The organism is Bacillus sp. FSL W7-1085 (genome assembly GCF_038595035.1).
Taxonomy (GTDB): Bacteria; Bacillota; Bacilli; order Bacillales; family Bacillaceae; genus Bacillus; species Bacillus altitudinis.
The window spans coordinates 2,334,064-2,350,239 of the sequence record NZ_CP152000.1 but is presented as its reverse complement, the minus strand read 5'-3'; the positions used below and the strand labels follow the sequence as shown (position 1 = coordinate 2,350,239).

The following is a 16,176-nucleotide window of genomic DNA, read 5'->3' as shown; positions in this document are numbered from 1 at the left end:
AAGTTCATTTTCACTTCCCCTTCTCCCGCTTCCGTTTCTCCTTCTCTGCCCGGTAAAACTCATGAAACATCTTCATCAGCGCGCGTTTCTCAATCCGGGACACATAACTCCTTGATATGCCGAGCTCTTTGGCTATTTCCCGCTGCGTTTTCTCTTTCTTTAAGTCCAAACCGAACCGGCCGACGATGACTTCTTTTTCCCGGCCGTCGAGAATGTCGATATACTCTTTTACTTTTTCAAGCTCCATGTTGAGCTGAATGGTATCAATCACGTCTTCATTTTCTGATTTTAAGACGTCAATTAATGAAATTTCGTTGCCTTCTTTATCCTGACCGATGGGGTCATGCAGAGAGACGTCTTTTTTTGTTTTTTTGAGCGCGCGTAAATGCATGAGGATTTCGTTCTCGATACACCGCGCCGCATATGTTGCCAGCTTTGTTCCTTTTCCAGAGGAATAGCTTTCGATGGCTTTAATGAGTCCGATCGTCCCGATGGAGATGAGGTCTTCAGCGTCTTCCCCGGTATTTTCAAATTTCTTGACAATATGGGCGACGAGCCGAAGGTTATGTTCAATCAGCATGTTTCTTGCGTGTTCATCGCCCTCTGCCATGAGGGCTAAGTATTTTTTCTCATCATCTCCCGAAAGGGGTTGTGGAAAGGCATTGTTTTTGACATAGGACACTAAAAACACCAATTCTTTGACCATCAATCCCATCGCTGTAAATACTCCTGCCACGATTTTCACCTCCACCATGTTTAGGTCGCTGCCTATATCCTCAAATGTATGTGAAGGAAGGATTGTCTGTGTCTGTACGATGAAAAAATCATCTTTTTCGAAAGAAACGTGCTTATGCGTATGTTTTTGCTGCCCCTCTCATATGTTTGCGGTTTCTTTGCGGTGCTTGGCGGTCTAGAAGCGTGCTAAAATATGTAATATTAGACCGAAAAGGAAGGGGTTTTTTCGGAACATGGGGAAGGTTCTTTCTTCACATGTCGGTATGAAAATTAATGAATGGTATCGAATGATACGGCAGTTCAGTGTTCCAGATGCGGAAATCTTGAAAGCGGAAGTAGAAGCAGAAATTGAACGTATGGAAGAGGACCAGCATTTACTGATTTATTATCAGCTCATGTGTTTTCGGCACCAAATTATGCTCGACTATATACACCCTTCAAAATATCAACCTTTCTCAGTATCTAACCTTGTCGATAAAATCGAAAATTCCAATCATGAGTTATCTGATATGCTGCATTATTACCATGCATTTTTTCGTGGCATGCATGAGTTTAGTCAAAAAGAATATTTGGAGGCCGTCAAATATTATCGCATGGCAGAAAAACAGCTGTCTATGGTATTTGATGATATTGAGCAGGCCGAGTTTCATTTTAAAGTAGCAGAAGCCTACTATATAATGAAACAAACGCATGTCTCCATGCACCATATTTTAAAAGCGCTTGAAATATACGATCAGCATGATGCATATTCCATTCGCATTATTCAGTGCCTCTTTGTCATCTCGGGAAATTATCAAGATTTAAAACGTAAAGATCGAGCACTGCCTCACTTGAAAAAGGCGAAACAACTCGCATCCGAAATTGACCACCCGCGCATTTATAGCTCAGCACTCTATAATTTAGGGAAATGTTACGGGGAGTTAGGTTATCGAGAAGAAGCAGAACGATATTTAACCGAATCGGCTGACCTCGCCAAAAAAGAGCTGCTTCCCACGCTGCCTCATACACTTTATACACTGGCCAAGCTACTTTTTAGACAAAATGAGCAGACTGAAGCAAGGCGCATATTAGAGGATGGGAAATTGGCCGCAAAGAAGCATGAAGACCAGCTGTTCTGTCATATGTTTGAGTATCTGGATGCTTTATATGTTCAGGAAATCAATGAAGAACAACTGCAAAAAACCATTGATTATTTGGAAAAACTTAGCCTATACTCTTATATAGAGGATATCTCACTAGAAATTGCGACAGCCTTAGAAACCTCTCAACAATACCAGAAGTCCAACCAGTATTATCAAAAATTGCTATGGGCTCAAAATCAAATCCAAGAAGGAGAGTGTCTGTATGAATTCTAAGCAACGTTCGACAGTTGAAGAGAGAAACCAAACGTGAGACAAAAAGCGGGCCTGATGGGCCGGCTTTTTTTATGTGAAAAAGAAGCGTAGACGATCACGAAACTTGAATGAATTCATCAGAAAGCGGGCAATTTAATGTGTAATGATGTTCTGTGGAGGCGGTCTGATGAAAGGGTTGCATATCTTGTTATGTATATTGGTAATATGCGCTTTTGTTCCTGGTAACATAGAGGCGCGTACATTAAAAAGAATCGACCTAGAAAAAACGGGACGAGCCTTTTGGGACATGAGAGAGGAACGGAAAAAGATTGCGTTAACCTTTGATGATGGACCTCATCCGGTATACACAAATCAAATACTAGATGTACTGAGAGAGCATGAAGTGAATGCCAGCTTTTTTGTCATCGGAAGCCGTATTCATGCATATCCCCTGCTCGCAGAGCGGATTGTGAGCGAAGGAAATGAGCTTGGCAATCACACGATGAACCATACGTATTTTGACCTTTTGTCATCGAAAGAAATCAAGCAAGAATTAAAAGAATCAGCGGCTCATATCGCTTCTCTCCAGCCTGGCGGACCCTTATTATTTCGTCCCCCGGGCGGGCGCTTGACGATGAAGTCATTCCGCATTCTTTCAAAGCAAGGATACGATGTCGTGATGTGGTCCTTTACGCAAGATCCGAAGGACTGGTCTAGGCCAGGTGCACACAAAATTGCCAGCCGTATTATTGAGAATATTCAGGGCGGTGATATCATCCTTTTACATGATGGCGGAGGAAATCGTAAGCAGACAGTAGAAGCGCTGAAGCAAGTCGTACCTGAACTAAAGAAAAGGGGCTATGAGTTTGTGAAAGTAAGCGAACTACTGCACCATGACAGAGATTATCTGCCGGTTCAATTACAATAAGAAACAGTCATTCATTGAAACCAAAAGTCTTGTCGTTTACTATATGAAGAGGGCTTTTGGAGGTGAATGTTGTGAAGAAATTTGTTTTCCTTTTCATCCTGTTATGTGTTGCGGCTGGGTGCTCAAAACCAGTGCAGGAAAGCGTGATTGCATTTGGTGACAGTAACACAAGAGGATCGAACTGGGATTTTCGAGATTATCCAACATCTGAAAAATGGGTGAATCTCATGAAAAACGTCGAGCGTGGCCAAATCAAGGTACAGAATGCCGGGATTGGCGGGCAGACAACAGAAGATGCGAAGCTGCGCTTTGAGCAGGATATTTTAAAACAAAAACCAACTTACGTCCTCATCATGTTCGGTACAAATGATGCGGCGATTCTAGACGGGAAACATCCCCGTGTGACCAAAAAACGATTTAAAGAAAACTTATCCTACTTCATTTCTGAAAGTAGGAAAGAGGGAATTACCCCGATCCTCATGACGTGCGTGCCTGTGGTGGAAGGAGGCAAAAAGGGCTTGTATTATTATTCTAGATATAAGTCATCTTATTTTGCTGAGAGAGGCGGGGCGAGAGCTTGGCAAAACTCATACAATGACATCACAAGACAAGTAGCTGAAAAACAGCAAGTGCCGCTTGTCGACAATTGGAAAGCGTTCATCCGAGAAGCGGGTGAAGATAGTGACAACGCCTTGATTCAGTCTGGCCTCATTGACCCTTCTGGCAATCATATGACACCAAAAGGGGCAAGAATCATTTATAACGAAATCAAAGAGCGTGATGTCATTAAACATTTTTAAATGCAGGCCATCAGCCTAAACAAGACGATCCACCTTGCATATTCTAACAGTATATCTTCCTAGAAGGAGGTAACTGATATGTGGGGATGTCCTTATCCTTACCCTGCGTGTTCGCCTTATCCAGCTCAAGGAGCAGGAATCGGTTACGCTTTTCTTGTTGTGTTCCTTGTCGTCATTTTGGTCGTAGGTGGAGGGTTATGGTTTTGGAATGAACAGCCTTGCAAATAAGACACCTCTTCTTTGATCAGAAGGGGTGTTTTTTACGGAAAATAGTAGTAAGCCTATAGCGCAAGTGATATAATATCAGTCACCTGAGTTTAAAAAAGGAGAGTGCTCGGGAGGCATGGTTCCTGGATATATGGAATTAAGAGGAAACAGAGAGCATATGCCCGAGCGAACGTCTTTTCATTTCTGTCTCAATTAATTCAATGAAGTCGCGATTTAAGTTCATTTCATTTGCTTTATAATACGATTCTATAAGTAAATCATCTGACAGCTTTTTCATACTAGAAACCCATATGATGGGAAAAACACCTCCCCTGAAAAAGTTGGCATAAAACTTGAGGAAAAGACATATCATCATAGGTTGATCGAATGTCTTTGAAGTACCTTTAATCTACCATGAATGGGAAACAAGAACAATCGTTCTGTTATCCACATGGTTAAGTGGATAACTTGTGGGTAGAGTGTTTATAATTGAATGAAAGCGTGATGAAATATAGGTGGATAATGTGTGTAAAATTATCCACACCTGTTGAAGGTCCTCATCATATGTCGAAAACTTTTTCATTGTATTCGATAGACAGACAAATTGTGATTTGATTCGACACAATCGCTGAAAAACCAATGGAAGAAAGGGTGCAAATTGTGCTAAAGAAGTATTTCTTACCGGATGAATTTGTGAAAAGTATTTTCCACATTTCGCCGCAAAAACTAAAAGAACGAAATGTAAAAGGAATTATTACGGATTTAGATAACACACTAGTAGAATGGGATCGTCCAAGTGCGACCCCGCGTTTAATTGAATGGTTTCAAGAGATGAAAGATCACGGGATACAGGTGACGATTGTATCGAACAATAATGAAAAAAGGGTCAAGCTTTTTTCTGAGCCTGTTCATATCCCGTTTATTTATAAAGCGAGAAAACCGATGGGAAGAGCCTTTAATAAGGCCGTCGCTGATATGCAATTGAAGAAAGAAGATGTGGTTGTCATTGGCGATCAGCTTATGACAGATGTGCTTGGCGGAAACAGGCATGGCTTCCATACCATTTTGGTTGTACCTGTTGCGGCATCGGACGGATTTTTCACGAAGTTTAACAGGCAGATTGAACGTAGAATTTTAGGAGCCTTAAAGCGTAAGGGCCACATTCAGTGGGAGGAAGAGTAATAATGGAAAAGGTTGTTTGTATTGGCTGCGGTGTAGCCATTCAGACGGAAGATAAAGATCAATTAGGATATGCGCCGGCAGCATCTCTATTGAAAGAAGATGTGATCTGTCAGCGCTGTTTTAGGTTAAAGAACTACAATGAAATTCAGGATGTATCTTTAACAGAAGACGACTTTTTAAATATTTTACACAGCATTGGCGAGACTGATTCTCTGATCGTCAAGGTCGTTGATATTTTTGACTTTAACGGAAGCTGGATTAATGGACTGAGCCGTATTGTTGGTGGTAATCCCATTTTACTTGTCGGCAACAAGGTAGATATTTTACCGAAATCCGTGAAAAAAGACCGTCTTGTTCAATGGATGAAGCGGGAAGCAAAAGAAAATGGGCTCAATCCGATTGATGTGTTTTTAATCAGTGCGAGCAGAGGACAAGGTGTGCCTGAAGTTATGGAGGCCATTGATCATTACCGTGAGGGCAGAAATGTCTATGTTGTCGGCTGTACAAATGTTGGGAAATCAACATTTATTAACCGCATTATCAAAGAGGTGTCTGGAGAAGAGAATGTGATCACCACATCCCAATACCCAGGGACAACACTTGATGCGATTGAAATCCCGCTTGATGACGGGTCTGCTTTATTCGATACACCGGGGATCATCAACCGCCATCAAATGGCGCACTATGTCGGCAAAAATGACTTAAAGATTTTAACGCCGAAAAAAGAATTGAAACCGAGAACGTTCCAGTTAAATGAAGCTCAAACGCTTTACTTTGGCGGACTGGCTCGATTTGATTATGTAAAAGGCGGCAGAACATCCTTTGTCTGCTATATGCCAAATGAACTCAACATTCACAGGACAAAGATGGAGAATGCAGATGACTTATATGAAAAGCATGCAGGTGAACTGCTTTCACCGCCATCAAAAGAGGGAATGGAAGATTTCCCGCCGCTCGTTCCGCACACTTTCACCATCGATCAGCCAAAAATGGACATTGTCTTTTCAGGATTAGGCTGGGTGACGGCGAATGATGCTGGGAAACAAATCAAAGTGTATGCGCCAAAAGGTGTGCACGTGTTTATGAGACGTTCGTTAATTTAAATGTTCAGAGGGGGAGAGACCTTGAAACCTTTATACGGAGTAATCGGTAACCCTGTTGGCCATTCAATGTCTCCAGATATTCATAATGCAGCATTAAAGGATGCTGGAATTGATGGACATTATCATGGCTTTCAAGTAGAAGAAAACGACCTGAAAGATGCCATTAACGGTATGAAAGCCTTAGGAATCAGCGGCTTTAACGTCACTGTTCCGCACAAGGTAGACATCATGCAGTACCTTGACAAAATTGATGTGACAGCTGAACGCCTGCGTGCCGTCAATACGGTTCGCCTCGAAAATGGTCAGCTCGTTGGGTACAATACAGATGGAGAGGGTTTTCTTCATTCATTGCTTGAAGCGTTGGATCAGCCGTTATCAGAGCTGTCATTTCTCCTGCTTGGTGCTGGTGGAGCAGCAAGAGCAATTTACACGACAATTGCTGAGTATGCACCGAAACAATTTGATATCGCCAACCGCACCATTGAAAAAGCTGAGGCTTTAATTGAAAGTGCCGATGGGAAAATCACCTCTCGTGCCATTGCATTAAATACAGCAGAAGAGCGGCTTGGGGAATATGATGTCATCATCCATACGACCTCGATTGGTATGTATCCGAATGTTGAAGAAACACCCATTTCTTTAGCGAACGCAAAAAAAACAGCGGTCGTTTGTGATATTGTGTATAATCCAATAGAAACAAAGCTGCTAAGCGAAGCAGCCGGGTTAGGTTTGAAAACAGTCGATGGCGTCGGCATGTTTGTTGGTCAGGCGGTAAGAGCCTTTGAACTGTGGACTGGCATTACACCTGACGCCCGAAAAATGAAGTCAATTGTCATAGAGAAATTAGGAGGAACACCATGTTAAAAGGTAAGCAAAAACGTTTTTTACGTGCGCAAGCACATCATTTATCACCTATTTTTCAAGTTGGAAAAGGCGGGGTAAATGACAATATGGTCAAGCAAATTTCCGAGGCGCTTGAAGCAAGAGAACTTTTGAAAGTTAGCGTATTGCAAAACTGCGACGAGGACAAAACAGAGGTTGCAAAAGCACTTGTAAAAGGTGCAAAAGCTGAACTCGTTCAAACGATCGGAAATGTGATTGTCCTTTATAAGGAATCAAAGGAAAATAAACAAATTAAGCTGCCGTAAAGGTGGATATGATATGAAAAAAATAGGATTGTTCGGCGGTACGTTTGATCCCCCGCATAATGGGCATTTGCTGATGGCAAGTGAGGTGCGTTTCCAAGTAGGGCTTGATGAAATTTGGTTTATCCCAAATCACCAGCCCCCTCATAAAACGGACCGAAAACGAGCAGAGAGTCATCACCGCGTAAAAATGGTGGAAAAAGCGATTCAGACAAATCCTCATTTTCGAGTTGAGCTTATTGAAATGGAGCGGGAGGGCCCATCTTATACAGTAGATACGGTTGAGCTGTTAAAGAAGCGCCATCCTGAAGATGAGTTCTTTTTTATGATTGGAGCGGACATGGTCGAGTATTTGCCGAAATGGCACAGAATCGATGATTTGCTTCAGATGATCACCTTTATTGGGATGAAAAGACCAGGTTATGAAGGAAATACGGCGTATCCTCTTTTGTTTGCAGATGTTCCGGCTTTTGATGTATCATCGACATTGATTAGGCAGCGAATGAAGCAGGGGCAACCTGTTGATTATTTGATTCCGAAAGCGGTTGAGTGTTATATAAAGGAGCATCATTTATATGAATCGTGAAGAAGCTTTAAACTGTGTCAAACAGCAGTTAACAGAGCATAGATATACACATACAATTGGGGTAATGGAGACGGCCATTTCATTAGCTGAACGTTTTGGTGCAGATGTGAAAAAAGCAGAGGTCGCGGCTATTTTCCACGATTATGCTAAATTTAGACCGAAAGAAGAAATGAAGGGCATCATCCAGCAAGAACAGATGAACCCTCTATTGCTTAAATATTCATCTGAGCTTTGGCATGCCCCAGTTGGTGCCTATTTGGTCAAAAAAGAAGTTGGAATTGACGACCAAGATATTTTAACAGCCATTGAATTCCATACATCCGGCAGACCGAACATGACATTGCTTGAAAAAGTTATTTATGTCGCCGACTATATAGAGCCAGGACGCCATTTTCCTGGTGTGGAGGAAGTAAGAGAGTTAGCAGAGCAGGATTTGGACCTTGCCTTGATTCAATCTTTAAAAAACACCGTCAGCTTTTTAATGAAAAAGAATCAGCCAGTTTTCCCAGATACACTTGCTACTTATAACTCACTTGTGCAAAAGAACAACTAAGGAGGAATTTTGATGGATGCATCATCAATTTTAAACATCGCAGCAGGAGCGTGCGATGATAAACGGGCAGAGGACATTATCGCCCTGAATATGCAAGGGATCTCACTTGTTGCAGATTATTTTCTCATTTGTCACGGGAATTCTGACAAACAAGTACAGGCCATTGCAAGAGAAGTGAAACAACTTGCAGAAGAAGGCGGCATCGAAGTTAAAAAGATGGAAGGCTTCGACGAAGCAAGATGGGTCTTGATTGATCTAGGAGATGTCATTGCTCATGTGTTCCACAAAGAGGAAAGAGGATACTATAACTTAGAGAAGCTTTGGGGAGATGCGCCGAGAGAAACACTTTCGCTTGGCATTAACTCATGATTTATCAAGGGTTTGCAGGTGTGTATGATGAGCTCATGACACATGCTCCTTATGATGAATGGGTTCAGTGGATACAGCGGTATATCAAGCCAAATAGTGCCATTATCGATGTTGGTTGTGGAACTGGAGAAATCTCTCTTCGGTTAGCTGCAAAAGGCCACATGGTCACAGGAATTGACCTAAGTGAAGAGATGCTGGCATTTGCGCAGCAAAAAGCACAGGCTCATAAGCAGTCTATTCAATTTTTACATCAAGATATGAGAGAGCTTGAGGGGTTTGAACAAACTATTCAAGCAGCGGTTATTTGCTGTGATTCTTTGAATTATCTAAAAAACGAAAATGACGTCAAAAAAACCTTTAAAAACATGTTTCAGCTTTTAGAGACAGGTGGGGTTTTATTGTTTGATGTTCATACCCCTTATAAAATGGAAGAGGTATTTCCTGGCTCTACTTATGCCGATCAAGATGAAGAAATCAGCTACATTTGGCAGAGTGATAAAGGGGATGACCCATATTCGGTTATTCATGATTTAAGCTTTTTTGTAAAAGACGGAGACGTGTATGAGCGTTATGATGAAACGCACGAACAACGTACATTTCCTTTTGAAACTTATGCAGCGTTCCTTGAGTCCGCTGGCTTTGAACAGATTGAAGTGACCGCTGATTTTACAAATGAAGCACCTCAGGAATGTGCAGAAAGATATTTTATTTCAGCGAAGAAACCAAAAACCATCGTTTAATGGACGATGGTTTTTTAAAACCCTTTTTTCGCTTGTTGCGAACATGTTTAATTTCTGAGATCATCAGTAAACACACTCGGTGGGTATTGATGCGCAACCGCTTCTACATCCTCATCGAACTTGTCATGAGTGTTCTGGAAAAGCTGATGGAACATATCTTGAACACCTGCTTCAAGTGCTTTAATGCCCTCGCCGGTGACGCCGCCTTTTACACACACCTTCTCTTGCAGTGTCGGCAGGGTATACACCCTTTTTTCAATCAAACGGCCAAGTCCTACAAGCATATCTTCTGATAAGGTGGTGGCTTCTTCTTTTGAAATATCCGTTTCTTCAACAGCGGCTTCAATCATTTTCTGAACAAGAAAGCTAATAAAGGCAGGACCGCAGCTGACAATATCTGAGGCTGCCCGTGTGATTGAATGATGAATTTCTATTGGTGTTGAAATGCGGGAAGCGAGTTGTCTGAGCGCTGCTTTTGTCGTGACATTGCATGAAGAACCAAATGTTAAAAGTGATGCGCCTGATAATGCGCGGTTGGTGATGCTTGGGATCAGTCTGGCTGTTTGACAAGGAACAATGTCTTGAAGCTGTTCAGGATGAACCGGACTTGTAATGATGACAATGGTTTGCTGTTCTTTTAAAAGTGGGCTCAGCTCTTTTAAAAGCGGATAAATATCAAGTGGTTTGACACAAACAAAGATGAAATCTTTATCCGTTACAGCTCCTGAAAGCTGTTTCGTCACTTCGACCTCTGGGTGATTCTTTTTTATATTGAACGCTTTTTCGATGGTCCGATTTGTAATGGTGATGGATGAGGGATTGACTGCTTTTGATTCAATAAATGCCTCAGTAAGTATGGTACCCATGTTTCCTGTACCGATTAACCCTATATTCAAACGTTCTCCCTCCTTAGACGCATAGGATCTGTTATCTTCTAAACACTATGTGAAGCAGCGTGAAAATATGATTGAAAGAAGCGTGAACAAGTGAAGCAGCTCAATTCGTTGAAAAAATACCGTCTTTATCTGATAGCGGGAATCATCATCCTTATCATCATCTGTTTCTGCTTTTTAGTAGGAAAAGAGAAAGGCGGCGCCGAGCCAAGTGTATTGAAAGAACAACATGAAACGCGGGTCACATTAGAAGAAAAACAAGAGAGTGCAGAAAAAGAGCCAACATCCATCGTAGTAGAGGTCAAAGGAGCTGTACGGAAGCCGGGCGTTTATGCATTTATGGCTGAGGACAGAGTTGAAGAAGCGATTAAAAGAGCAGGTGGTTTTACGAGTAAGGCAGATACAGTTGACATCAATCAAGCAGCAAAATTAGAGGACAGTATGATGATTTATGTACGAAAGAAGGGGGAAGGTGACAAGCAGGGACAAACAGCAGCGGCTAATACGCCGCCGGGAAATGAACAGAGTCAAGGGGTGAATGTCAATCAAGCTGATGCAGCGGAATTGCAGACCATTAACGGAATAGGCCCAGCCAAAGCGGAAGCCATCATTGCGTATAGAGAAGAACATGGAGTATTTCAGCAAATTGAAGATTTGCGGAATATTTCGGGTTTTGGAGAGAAGACCATTGAACGGCTGAAAAATCAACTGACGGTTAAGTAGAATTGACGGTATAGAAGAAAGGCATGTAAACTTAATACCATACATCATTCTGGAGGGATCAGCTCGTGGAGAGAATTTCATGGAATCAATATTTTATGGCTCAAAGCCATCTGCTTGCTTTGCGAAGCACCTGTGAGCGGTTAGCTGTTGGGGCAACGATCGTAAGAGACAAGCGCATCATCGCAGGTGGATATAATGGATCCATTGCCGGCGACGTGCATTGTGCAGATGTAGGGTGCTATGTCATAGATCATCACTGCGTTCGTACAATCCATGCGGAGATGAACGCTATTTTACAATGTGCCAAATTTGGTGCACCAACGGCTGATGCTGAAATATATGTGACGCATTTTCCTTGCTTGCAGTGCTGTAAAGCGATTATTCAAGCAGGTATTCGAACAGTGTATTATGCGAAGGATTATAAAAATCATCCATATGCTGTTGATTTATTTGAACAGGCCGGAGTTCAAACAGAACAGGTTGAACTAGATGAGATGATTATTGACTTAAAAAACCAAGAAAAATTAGCCTTTGTTGCGGATTTAATAGGCAAACTAAGTGAATCAGGACGTAGCGAAACAGAAATTCGTCAAATGCATGAAAAGGCGAATCAATTATTTACTTCCTATGTTTAAGTATTTGCCGTTCGGGGCGATTTCAGCAGCTGTTGGAATTGCTCTGGCCGCATATCATCTTCATTTGTATTTTCTCCTTTTTCTTCTTGTATGTCTTCTTTTCAGTTTGCTGAAAAAAACACCCCAGCTCTTTCTAATGGTCAGTTTGTGTGGAACGATCTATATGCTCATTTTTATGGTGCATCAGTCTTTTGAAACGGATCATCCCGTACAAGAAAAATCATTTTCTCATTCGGTTGTGATTGAAACGATTCCGAAAATAGATGGCAATCGCTTTTCAGCGACTGTTTCATCAGAGAATCGTCGACTAGCGGCATTTTATACGATTCAAACGGAGCGTGAAAAAGAAGCGCTAAAAGATGTTGGGCCAGGTATGAGCTGTCATATGACAGGTGAGATGCGGTTGCCCAAACATGCAACCATACCGAATGGCTTTCAATATGATCAATTTCTAAAAACAAAAGGCATTGATGCTATTTTCCTAACGCAGTCTATGAAAAGCTGCACGAAACATGACAGCCCTTCACATTACCTTTCATCTATTAGGCAGAAGGGGTTGAAATTTCTAGAAGATCACGTTCCGAAGAGTTCTGTTGGGATTGTGCAGGCACTTATTTTTGGCGATCGTGATTTAATAGACCCTGATACATTAAGAGATTATCAAATGCTTGGCATCATTCATTTATTAGCCATTTCAGGACTTCATGTTCAAACATTGCTCGCTTGTCTATTTTGGTGTCTACTCCGCGCTGGCGTGACAAGAGAGACAGCACGTATTCTTTTATTATCCTTTTTGCCGGTTTATGCTTGTTTAACAGGTGCTGCACCGTCTGTGTTAAGAGCCTGTCTCATGGCTGGAATTTATTTAGTCATCACAAGCCTGCCAAAAGAAATGAAACAGCCTTCTGCGGTCGTGTTAAGTGCAGCGTTCTTGCTTTTATTAGCCATTCAACCACTTTATATATTTGATGTCGGTTTTCAACTGTCATTTGTGGTGACCTTATTTATTTTGCTATCCACTAGTATTTTATCAAAAGCAAAAAGTTCGGTGATGCAGTTATTCCTCATTTCCTTGATTGCACAGCTTGCTTCGCTTCCTGTTCTTTTATATTATTTTCAGCAATTTTCCTTGCTGAGTGTTCCTTTAAATATGATGTTTGTTCCTTTTTATACAATGGTTGTCCTGCCTCTGTCCTTATTCTTTTTTCTTTTATCTATCATTTATCTTCCGCTTGGACAAACACTGTTTCAGCTGCTTGATTGGGTGATCCAGTTTAGTCATCAATTGTCTGCACACATGGCTGCTTACGATAGTCTTACTCTCATTTTTATGAAATCGACATGGTGGCATGTGCTCCTAGAGGTTTCCTCCATTGTTTTTCTATTCATTGTGATGGAATGTAAAACTTCTATCAAATCTTATCTTGTGCCTATTTTGATTCTCGTTTGTGTGCTGGCTGTACACTATTTCACGCCGAATTTTCTTCAAAGAGGAGAGGTCACAATGTTAGATGTAGGACAAGGGGATAGTTTGTTTATTCAGCTACCTTATCGAACTGGGCATATATTAGTCGATACAGGAGGCAGACTTTCTTTTGAAGAAGAGCCATGGAAAAAAAGACGTAAAGTATCTACAATTGGGGATCAAACGCTTATTCCATTTCTGCATTCTAAAGGCATAGCAAAACTTGATGTCCTCATCCTTACCCATGCAGATCAAGATCATATGGGAGAAGCGATGCGGTTAATAAAGCGAAATAAAGTCAAACGCGTTGCAATCCCAAAAGGCTTTGCTCGAAATCCAGAGGATGCGCAGCTTTTAAAGGAAGCGGCTGATCAACGGATTCCTGTAGATGAGTTGGAAAGAGGAGATCAGCTGAGAATTGGAGGACAAAAATTCGACGTTCTGCATCCCGCACGTGACCAGGTGACGAGTAAAAATAATGATTCACTGGTCCTCACCTTTACGCTTGGCGGCAAGCGTTTTATGCTGACTGGGGATCTTGAACAAGAAGGGGAACGAGACATCATTCAAGCTTACCCCAAGCTACGAGCGGATGTCTTGAAGGTTGGGCATCACGGGAGTAAAGGATCAACAAGTGAAGAATGGCTTCAGCATTTGAACCCGTCATATGCACTGATTTCAGCAGGTGAACGAAATCGGTATCACCATCCTCATCAAGAAGTTTTGAAAAAATTAAATGAGCATCAAACAAAGGTGTATCGTACAGATATCAATGGAAGTGTGACCTATGAATTTCTTGAAGAGGATGGAACATTTTACGCTCATCCTCCATATGATATCTTACAAAATCAATAAAAAAACTGCCAAAACGGCAGTCATCTTGCATTCATGTAGTTAAGATCCAACGAGGTGTATCACTGTTGCCAAAATAAACATTGAGGCGAAAAATCCGAATGTGACGATAAAACCAACAGCTGAGTCGGTCACATCATTCCGCTTGCTTTGAACATTCTTTTCAAATTCATTCATTTTCATCCCTCCTGGCTATTTTTAGTATACTTGAACTCATTTGGAATTGCTAGAAGGTAAAGTAACCGTTTTCCATTTTCATGATCATTTTGTGAATATCGTCTGACTGTAAGCTGACCCGGGAGCTTACGTGAGACGTTTACTATAAATGAGGAGGCGGCACTTTCAGCTTCCTCTTTACTAATGTCTCTACACACTTTAGGATAGAGGAGGAAGTGAAAGAGAGGGATTTAAGCGAATGGTCTTTGAAGTATGGAACAATTTAAAAAAAGGGGATATCCATCCCGTTTATTGCTTATATGGAAAAGAAACGTATTTACTTCAAGAGACAGCTGCAAAATTGAGACAAGCTGTCGTCGACGAAGAAACAAAGGATTTTAATTACTCTGTCTTCGATATGGAAGAGGTGCCGCTTGAGCAGGCTGTGACGGACGCAGAAACATTTCCGTTTATGGGAGAGCGGCGTCTCGTTGTGATCAAGAACCCTTATTTCCTCACTGCAGAAAAGAAAAAAGAAAAGATCGAGCATCAGCTTTCTGTGTTAGAAGCTTATTTAGAAAAGCCAGCACCCTACACGATTCTCGTGTTATTAGCACCATATGAAAAACTGGACGAACGTAAGAAAATCACCAAATTGTTAAAAAAGAAAGCGGCTGTGGTTGAGGCGAAAGAGTTAAATCCGAAAGAAACAACAGATTTCACCATCACGCTGGTGAAAACAGAAGGAAAAACAATCTCGGCTGAAGCGGCAGAACAGCTTGTCATGTTATGTGGCGGGAGCCTGTCCTCACTTTTTCAAGAGGTTCGAAAGCTAAGTACATATATTGGGCAGCGAGAGGAAATTGAGCTGGCGGATGTCAATCAGCTCGTTGCACGAAGTTTGGAGCAGAATATTTTCGAACTGATTAACCAAATTGTGAACAGGCGCCGGTCTGAAGCGATGCAAATGTTTTATGATCTCCTAAAGCAAAATGAGGAGCCCATTAAAATATTGGCACTCATTTCAAATCAATTTCGGTTGATATTGCAGACAAAGTACTTTGCTCAACAGGGATACGGGCAAAAACAAATTGCGTCAAACTTGAAAGTCCACCCATTTCGGGTCAAACTCGCGATGGATCAGGCAAGACTGTTTTCAGAAGAAGAGCTAAAGTACATCGTCAAAGAGCTCTCCACGATTGATTATGAAATGAAAACGGGTAAAAAGGACAAGCAGCTATTATTAGAATTGTTCCTGCTTCGGTTATTAGGGGCTTGAACATAAAAAAAACGACCTTCTCAAAAGAGGGTCGTTTTTGTTTAGATGTATAATTGCCAGTCTGTCCTTATGGCTGAGCCGTTCAGGACGGACGTACAGTTAAACAGGTGCCTCATCACTGAGGCGTTGCAAACATTATGCAGAAAGTCCGTTTACTTGTTTCGCAAGTCTTGATTTGTAACGCGCAGCTGCGTTTTTGTGTACAAGACCAGTTTTAACGGCTTTGTCAATGCGTTTTGCAGCAGAAGAAAGAGCAGCTTTTGCTTGCTCAGCATCGTTGTTAGCTACAGAAACTTCAACTTGTTTAATCGCAGTACGCATCGCAGACTTGATTGTTGCGTTGTGTGCACGGCGTTCGTTATTCGTTTTTGTACGTTTGATCGCTGATTTAATATTTGGCATGTGTTTCACCTCCTAAGATACAACCTAAACACAATTGTCTTAAGGTTAAATCTTCACAATAGAACAAATTGTATTCTATCAAACACACC

Annotated in this window: 21 protein-coding genes; 16 read left to right on the top strand and 5 right to left on the bottom strand. The window is 41.6% G+C overall.

Annotation, left to right across the window (positions count from 1 at the left end):
• Positions 1-10 precede the first annotated feature (10 nt).
• Positions 11-739, bottom strand: coding sequence for an RNA polymerase sporulation sigma factor SigK (gene sigK, locus MKY11_RS12110; RefSeq protein ID WP_058014952.1), 729 nt, complete (start codon positions 737-739; stop codon positions 11-13).
• Positions 740-968: 229 nt separating this feature from the next.
• Between sigK and MKY11_RS12105 the strand changes: the two genes are divergently transcribed.
• From MKY11_RS12105 to MKY11_RS12090, 4 genes are all read left to right on the top strand, one after another.
• A complete protein-coding gene (locus tag MKY11_RS12105) occupies positions 969-2,090 on the top strand; it encodes a tetratricopeptide repeat protein (protein ID WP_007501361.1) in 1,122 nt (373 codons plus the stop codon).
• A 166-nt stretch (positions 2,091-2,256) separates the two neighbouring features.
• On the top strand, positions 2,257-2,997 hold the full coding sequence (locus tag MKY11_RS12100) for a polysaccharide deacetylase family protein (RefSeq protein ID WP_017358034.1): 741 nt from the start codon (positions 2,257-2,259) through the stop codon (positions 2,995-2,997).
• A 71-nt stretch (positions 2,998-3,068) separates the two neighbouring features.
• Positions 3,069-3,797 carry a GDSL-type esterase/lipase family protein gene (locus MKY11_RS12095; RefSeq protein ID WP_169476094.1) on the top strand — a complete coding sequence of 243 codons (729 nt, stop codon included), beginning with the start codon at positions 3,069-3,071 and terminating at the stop codon, positions 3,795-3,797.
• Positions 3,798-3,875: 78 nt separating this feature from the next.
• Entirely contained in the window at positions 3,876-4,025 is a 150-nt protein-coding gene (locus tag MKY11_RS12090) for a hypothetical protein (protein ID WP_003217499.1), read from the top strand.
• Between the two features lie 136 nt (positions 4,026-4,161).
• On the opposite strand, the gene MKY11_RS12085 is transcribed toward MKY11_RS12090, so the two are convergent.
• A complete protein-coding gene (locus tag MKY11_RS12085) occupies positions 4,162-4,302 on the bottom strand; it encodes a sporulation histidine kinase inhibitor Sda (RefSeq protein WP_003217327.1) in 141 nt (46 codons plus the stop codon).
• A 362-nt stretch (positions 4,303-4,664) separates the two neighbouring features.
• On the opposite strand from MKY11_RS12085, the gene MKY11_RS12080 reads away from it, so the two are divergent.
• Genes MKY11_RS12080 through MKY11_RS12045 form a run of 8 tightly spaced genes read left to right on the top strand, consistent with a single transcriptional unit; the run spans position 4,665 to position 9,682 of the window.
• Positions 4,665-5,186 (top strand): YqeG family HAD IIIA-type phosphatase, encoded by a 522-nt coding sequence (locus MKY11_RS12080; RefSeq protein ID WP_008356191.1) that lies wholly within the window; start codon positions 4,665-4,667, stop codon positions 5,184-5,186.
• Between the two features lie 2 nt (positions 5,187-5,188).
• On the top strand, positions 5,189-6,289 hold the full coding sequence (gene yqeH, locus MKY11_RS12075; RefSeq protein ID WP_007501357.1) for a ribosome biogenesis GTPase YqeH: 1,101 nt from the start codon (positions 5,189-5,191) through the stop codon (positions 6,287-6,289).
• A 21-nt stretch (positions 6,290-6,310) separates the two neighbouring features.
• Positions 6,311-7,153 carry a shikimate dehydrogenase gene (gene aroE, locus MKY11_RS12070; RefSeq protein ID WP_047945491.1) on the top strand — a complete coding sequence of 281 codons (843 nt, stop codon included), beginning with the start codon at positions 6,311-6,313 and terminating at the stop codon, positions 7,151-7,153.
• Complete coding sequence (yhbY, locus tag MKY11_RS12065) at positions 7,147-7,437, top strand: ribosome assembly RNA-binding protein YhbY (RefSeq protein ID WP_008342507.1); 291 nt, start codon at positions 7,147-7,149, stop codon at positions 7,435-7,437. The genes aroE and yhbY overlap by 7 nt, the downstream gene beginning before the upstream one ends.
• Positions 7,438-7,450: 13 nt before the next feature.
• Positions 7,451-8,020 carry a nicotinate-nucleotide adenylyltransferase gene (locus tag MKY11_RS12060; RefSeq protein ID WP_160757513.1) on the top strand — a complete coding sequence of 190 codons (570 nt, stop codon included), beginning with the start codon at positions 7,451-7,453 and terminating at the stop codon, positions 8,018-8,020.
• Entirely contained in the window at positions 8,010-8,573 is a 564-nt protein-coding gene (gene yqeK, locus MKY11_RS12055; protein WP_058336622.1) for a bis(5'-nucleosyl)-tetraphosphatase (symmetrical) YqeK, read from the top strand. Before MKY11_RS12060 ends, yqeK begins: the two co-directional genes overlap by 11 nt.
• Positions 8,574-8,585: 12 nt before the next feature.
• Positions 8,586-8,942 (top strand): ribosome silencing factor, encoded by a 357-nt coding sequence (gene rsfS / locus MKY11_RS12050; protein WP_342499112.1) that lies wholly within the window; start codon positions 8,586-8,588, stop codon positions 8,940-8,942.
• Entirely contained in the window at positions 8,939-9,682 is a 744-nt protein-coding gene (locus MKY11_RS12045; protein WP_342501434.1) for a class I SAM-dependent methyltransferase, read from the top strand. Before rsfS ends, MKY11_RS12045 begins: the two co-directional genes overlap by 4 nt.
• Positions 9,683-9,729: 47 nt before the next feature.
• On the opposite strand, the gene comER is transcribed toward MKY11_RS12045, so the two are convergent.
• A complete protein-coding gene (comER, locus tag MKY11_RS12040) occupies positions 9,730-10,578 on the bottom strand; it encodes a late competence protein ComER (RefSeq protein WP_008342498.1) in 849 nt (282 codons plus the stop codon).
• Between the two features lie 90 nt (positions 10,579-10,668).
• Here comER and MKY11_RS12035 point away from each other — a divergent pair, with 90 nt between their 5' ends.
• From MKY11_RS12035 to MKY11_RS12025, 3 genes are all read left to right on the top strand, one after another.
• Positions 10,669-11,298 (top strand): ComEA family DNA-binding protein, encoded by a 630-nt coding sequence (locus tag MKY11_RS12035; RefSeq protein ID WP_342501433.1) that lies wholly within the window; start codon positions 10,669-10,671, stop codon positions 11,296-11,298.
• Between the two features lie 65 nt (positions 11,299-11,363).
• Positions 11,364-11,933, top strand: a complete 570-nt coding sequence (locus tag MKY11_RS12030) for a ComE operon protein 2 (protein WP_008342495.1) — start codon at positions 11,364-11,366, stop codon at positions 11,931-11,933.
• Positions 11,926-14,253, top strand: a complete 2,328-nt coding sequence (locus tag MKY11_RS12025; protein ID WP_342499560.1) for a DNA internalization-related competence protein ComEC/Rec2 — start codon at positions 11,926-11,928, stop codon at positions 14,251-14,253. The genes MKY11_RS12030 and MKY11_RS12025 overlap by 8 nt, the downstream gene beginning before the upstream one ends.
• A gap of 39 nt (positions 14,254-14,292) precedes the next feature.
• On the opposite strand, the gene MKY11_RS12020 is transcribed toward MKY11_RS12025, so the two are convergent.
• Positions 14,293-14,427 (bottom strand): YqzM family protein, encoded by a 135-nt coding sequence (locus MKY11_RS12020; protein WP_008342491.1) that lies wholly within the window; start codon positions 14,425-14,427, stop codon positions 14,293-14,295.
• Positions 14,428-14,665: 238 nt separating this feature from the next.
• Between MKY11_RS12020 and holA the strand changes: the two genes are divergently transcribed.
• Positions 14,666-15,685: a DNA polymerase III subunit delta gene (gene holA, locus MKY11_RS12015; RefSeq protein WP_017358025.1), complete on the top strand. Its 1,020-nt coding sequence runs from the start codon at positions 14,666-14,668 to the stop codon at positions 15,683-15,685.
• A gap of 135 nt (positions 15,686-15,820) precedes the next feature.
• Here the strand turns inward: holA and rpsT are convergent, their stop codons facing one another.
• Entirely contained in the window at positions 15,821-16,087 is a 267-nt protein-coding gene (gene rpsT, locus MKY11_RS12010; protein ID WP_008342485.1) for a 30S ribosomal protein S20, read from the bottom strand.
• Positions 16,088-16,176 lie beyond the last annotated feature (89 nt).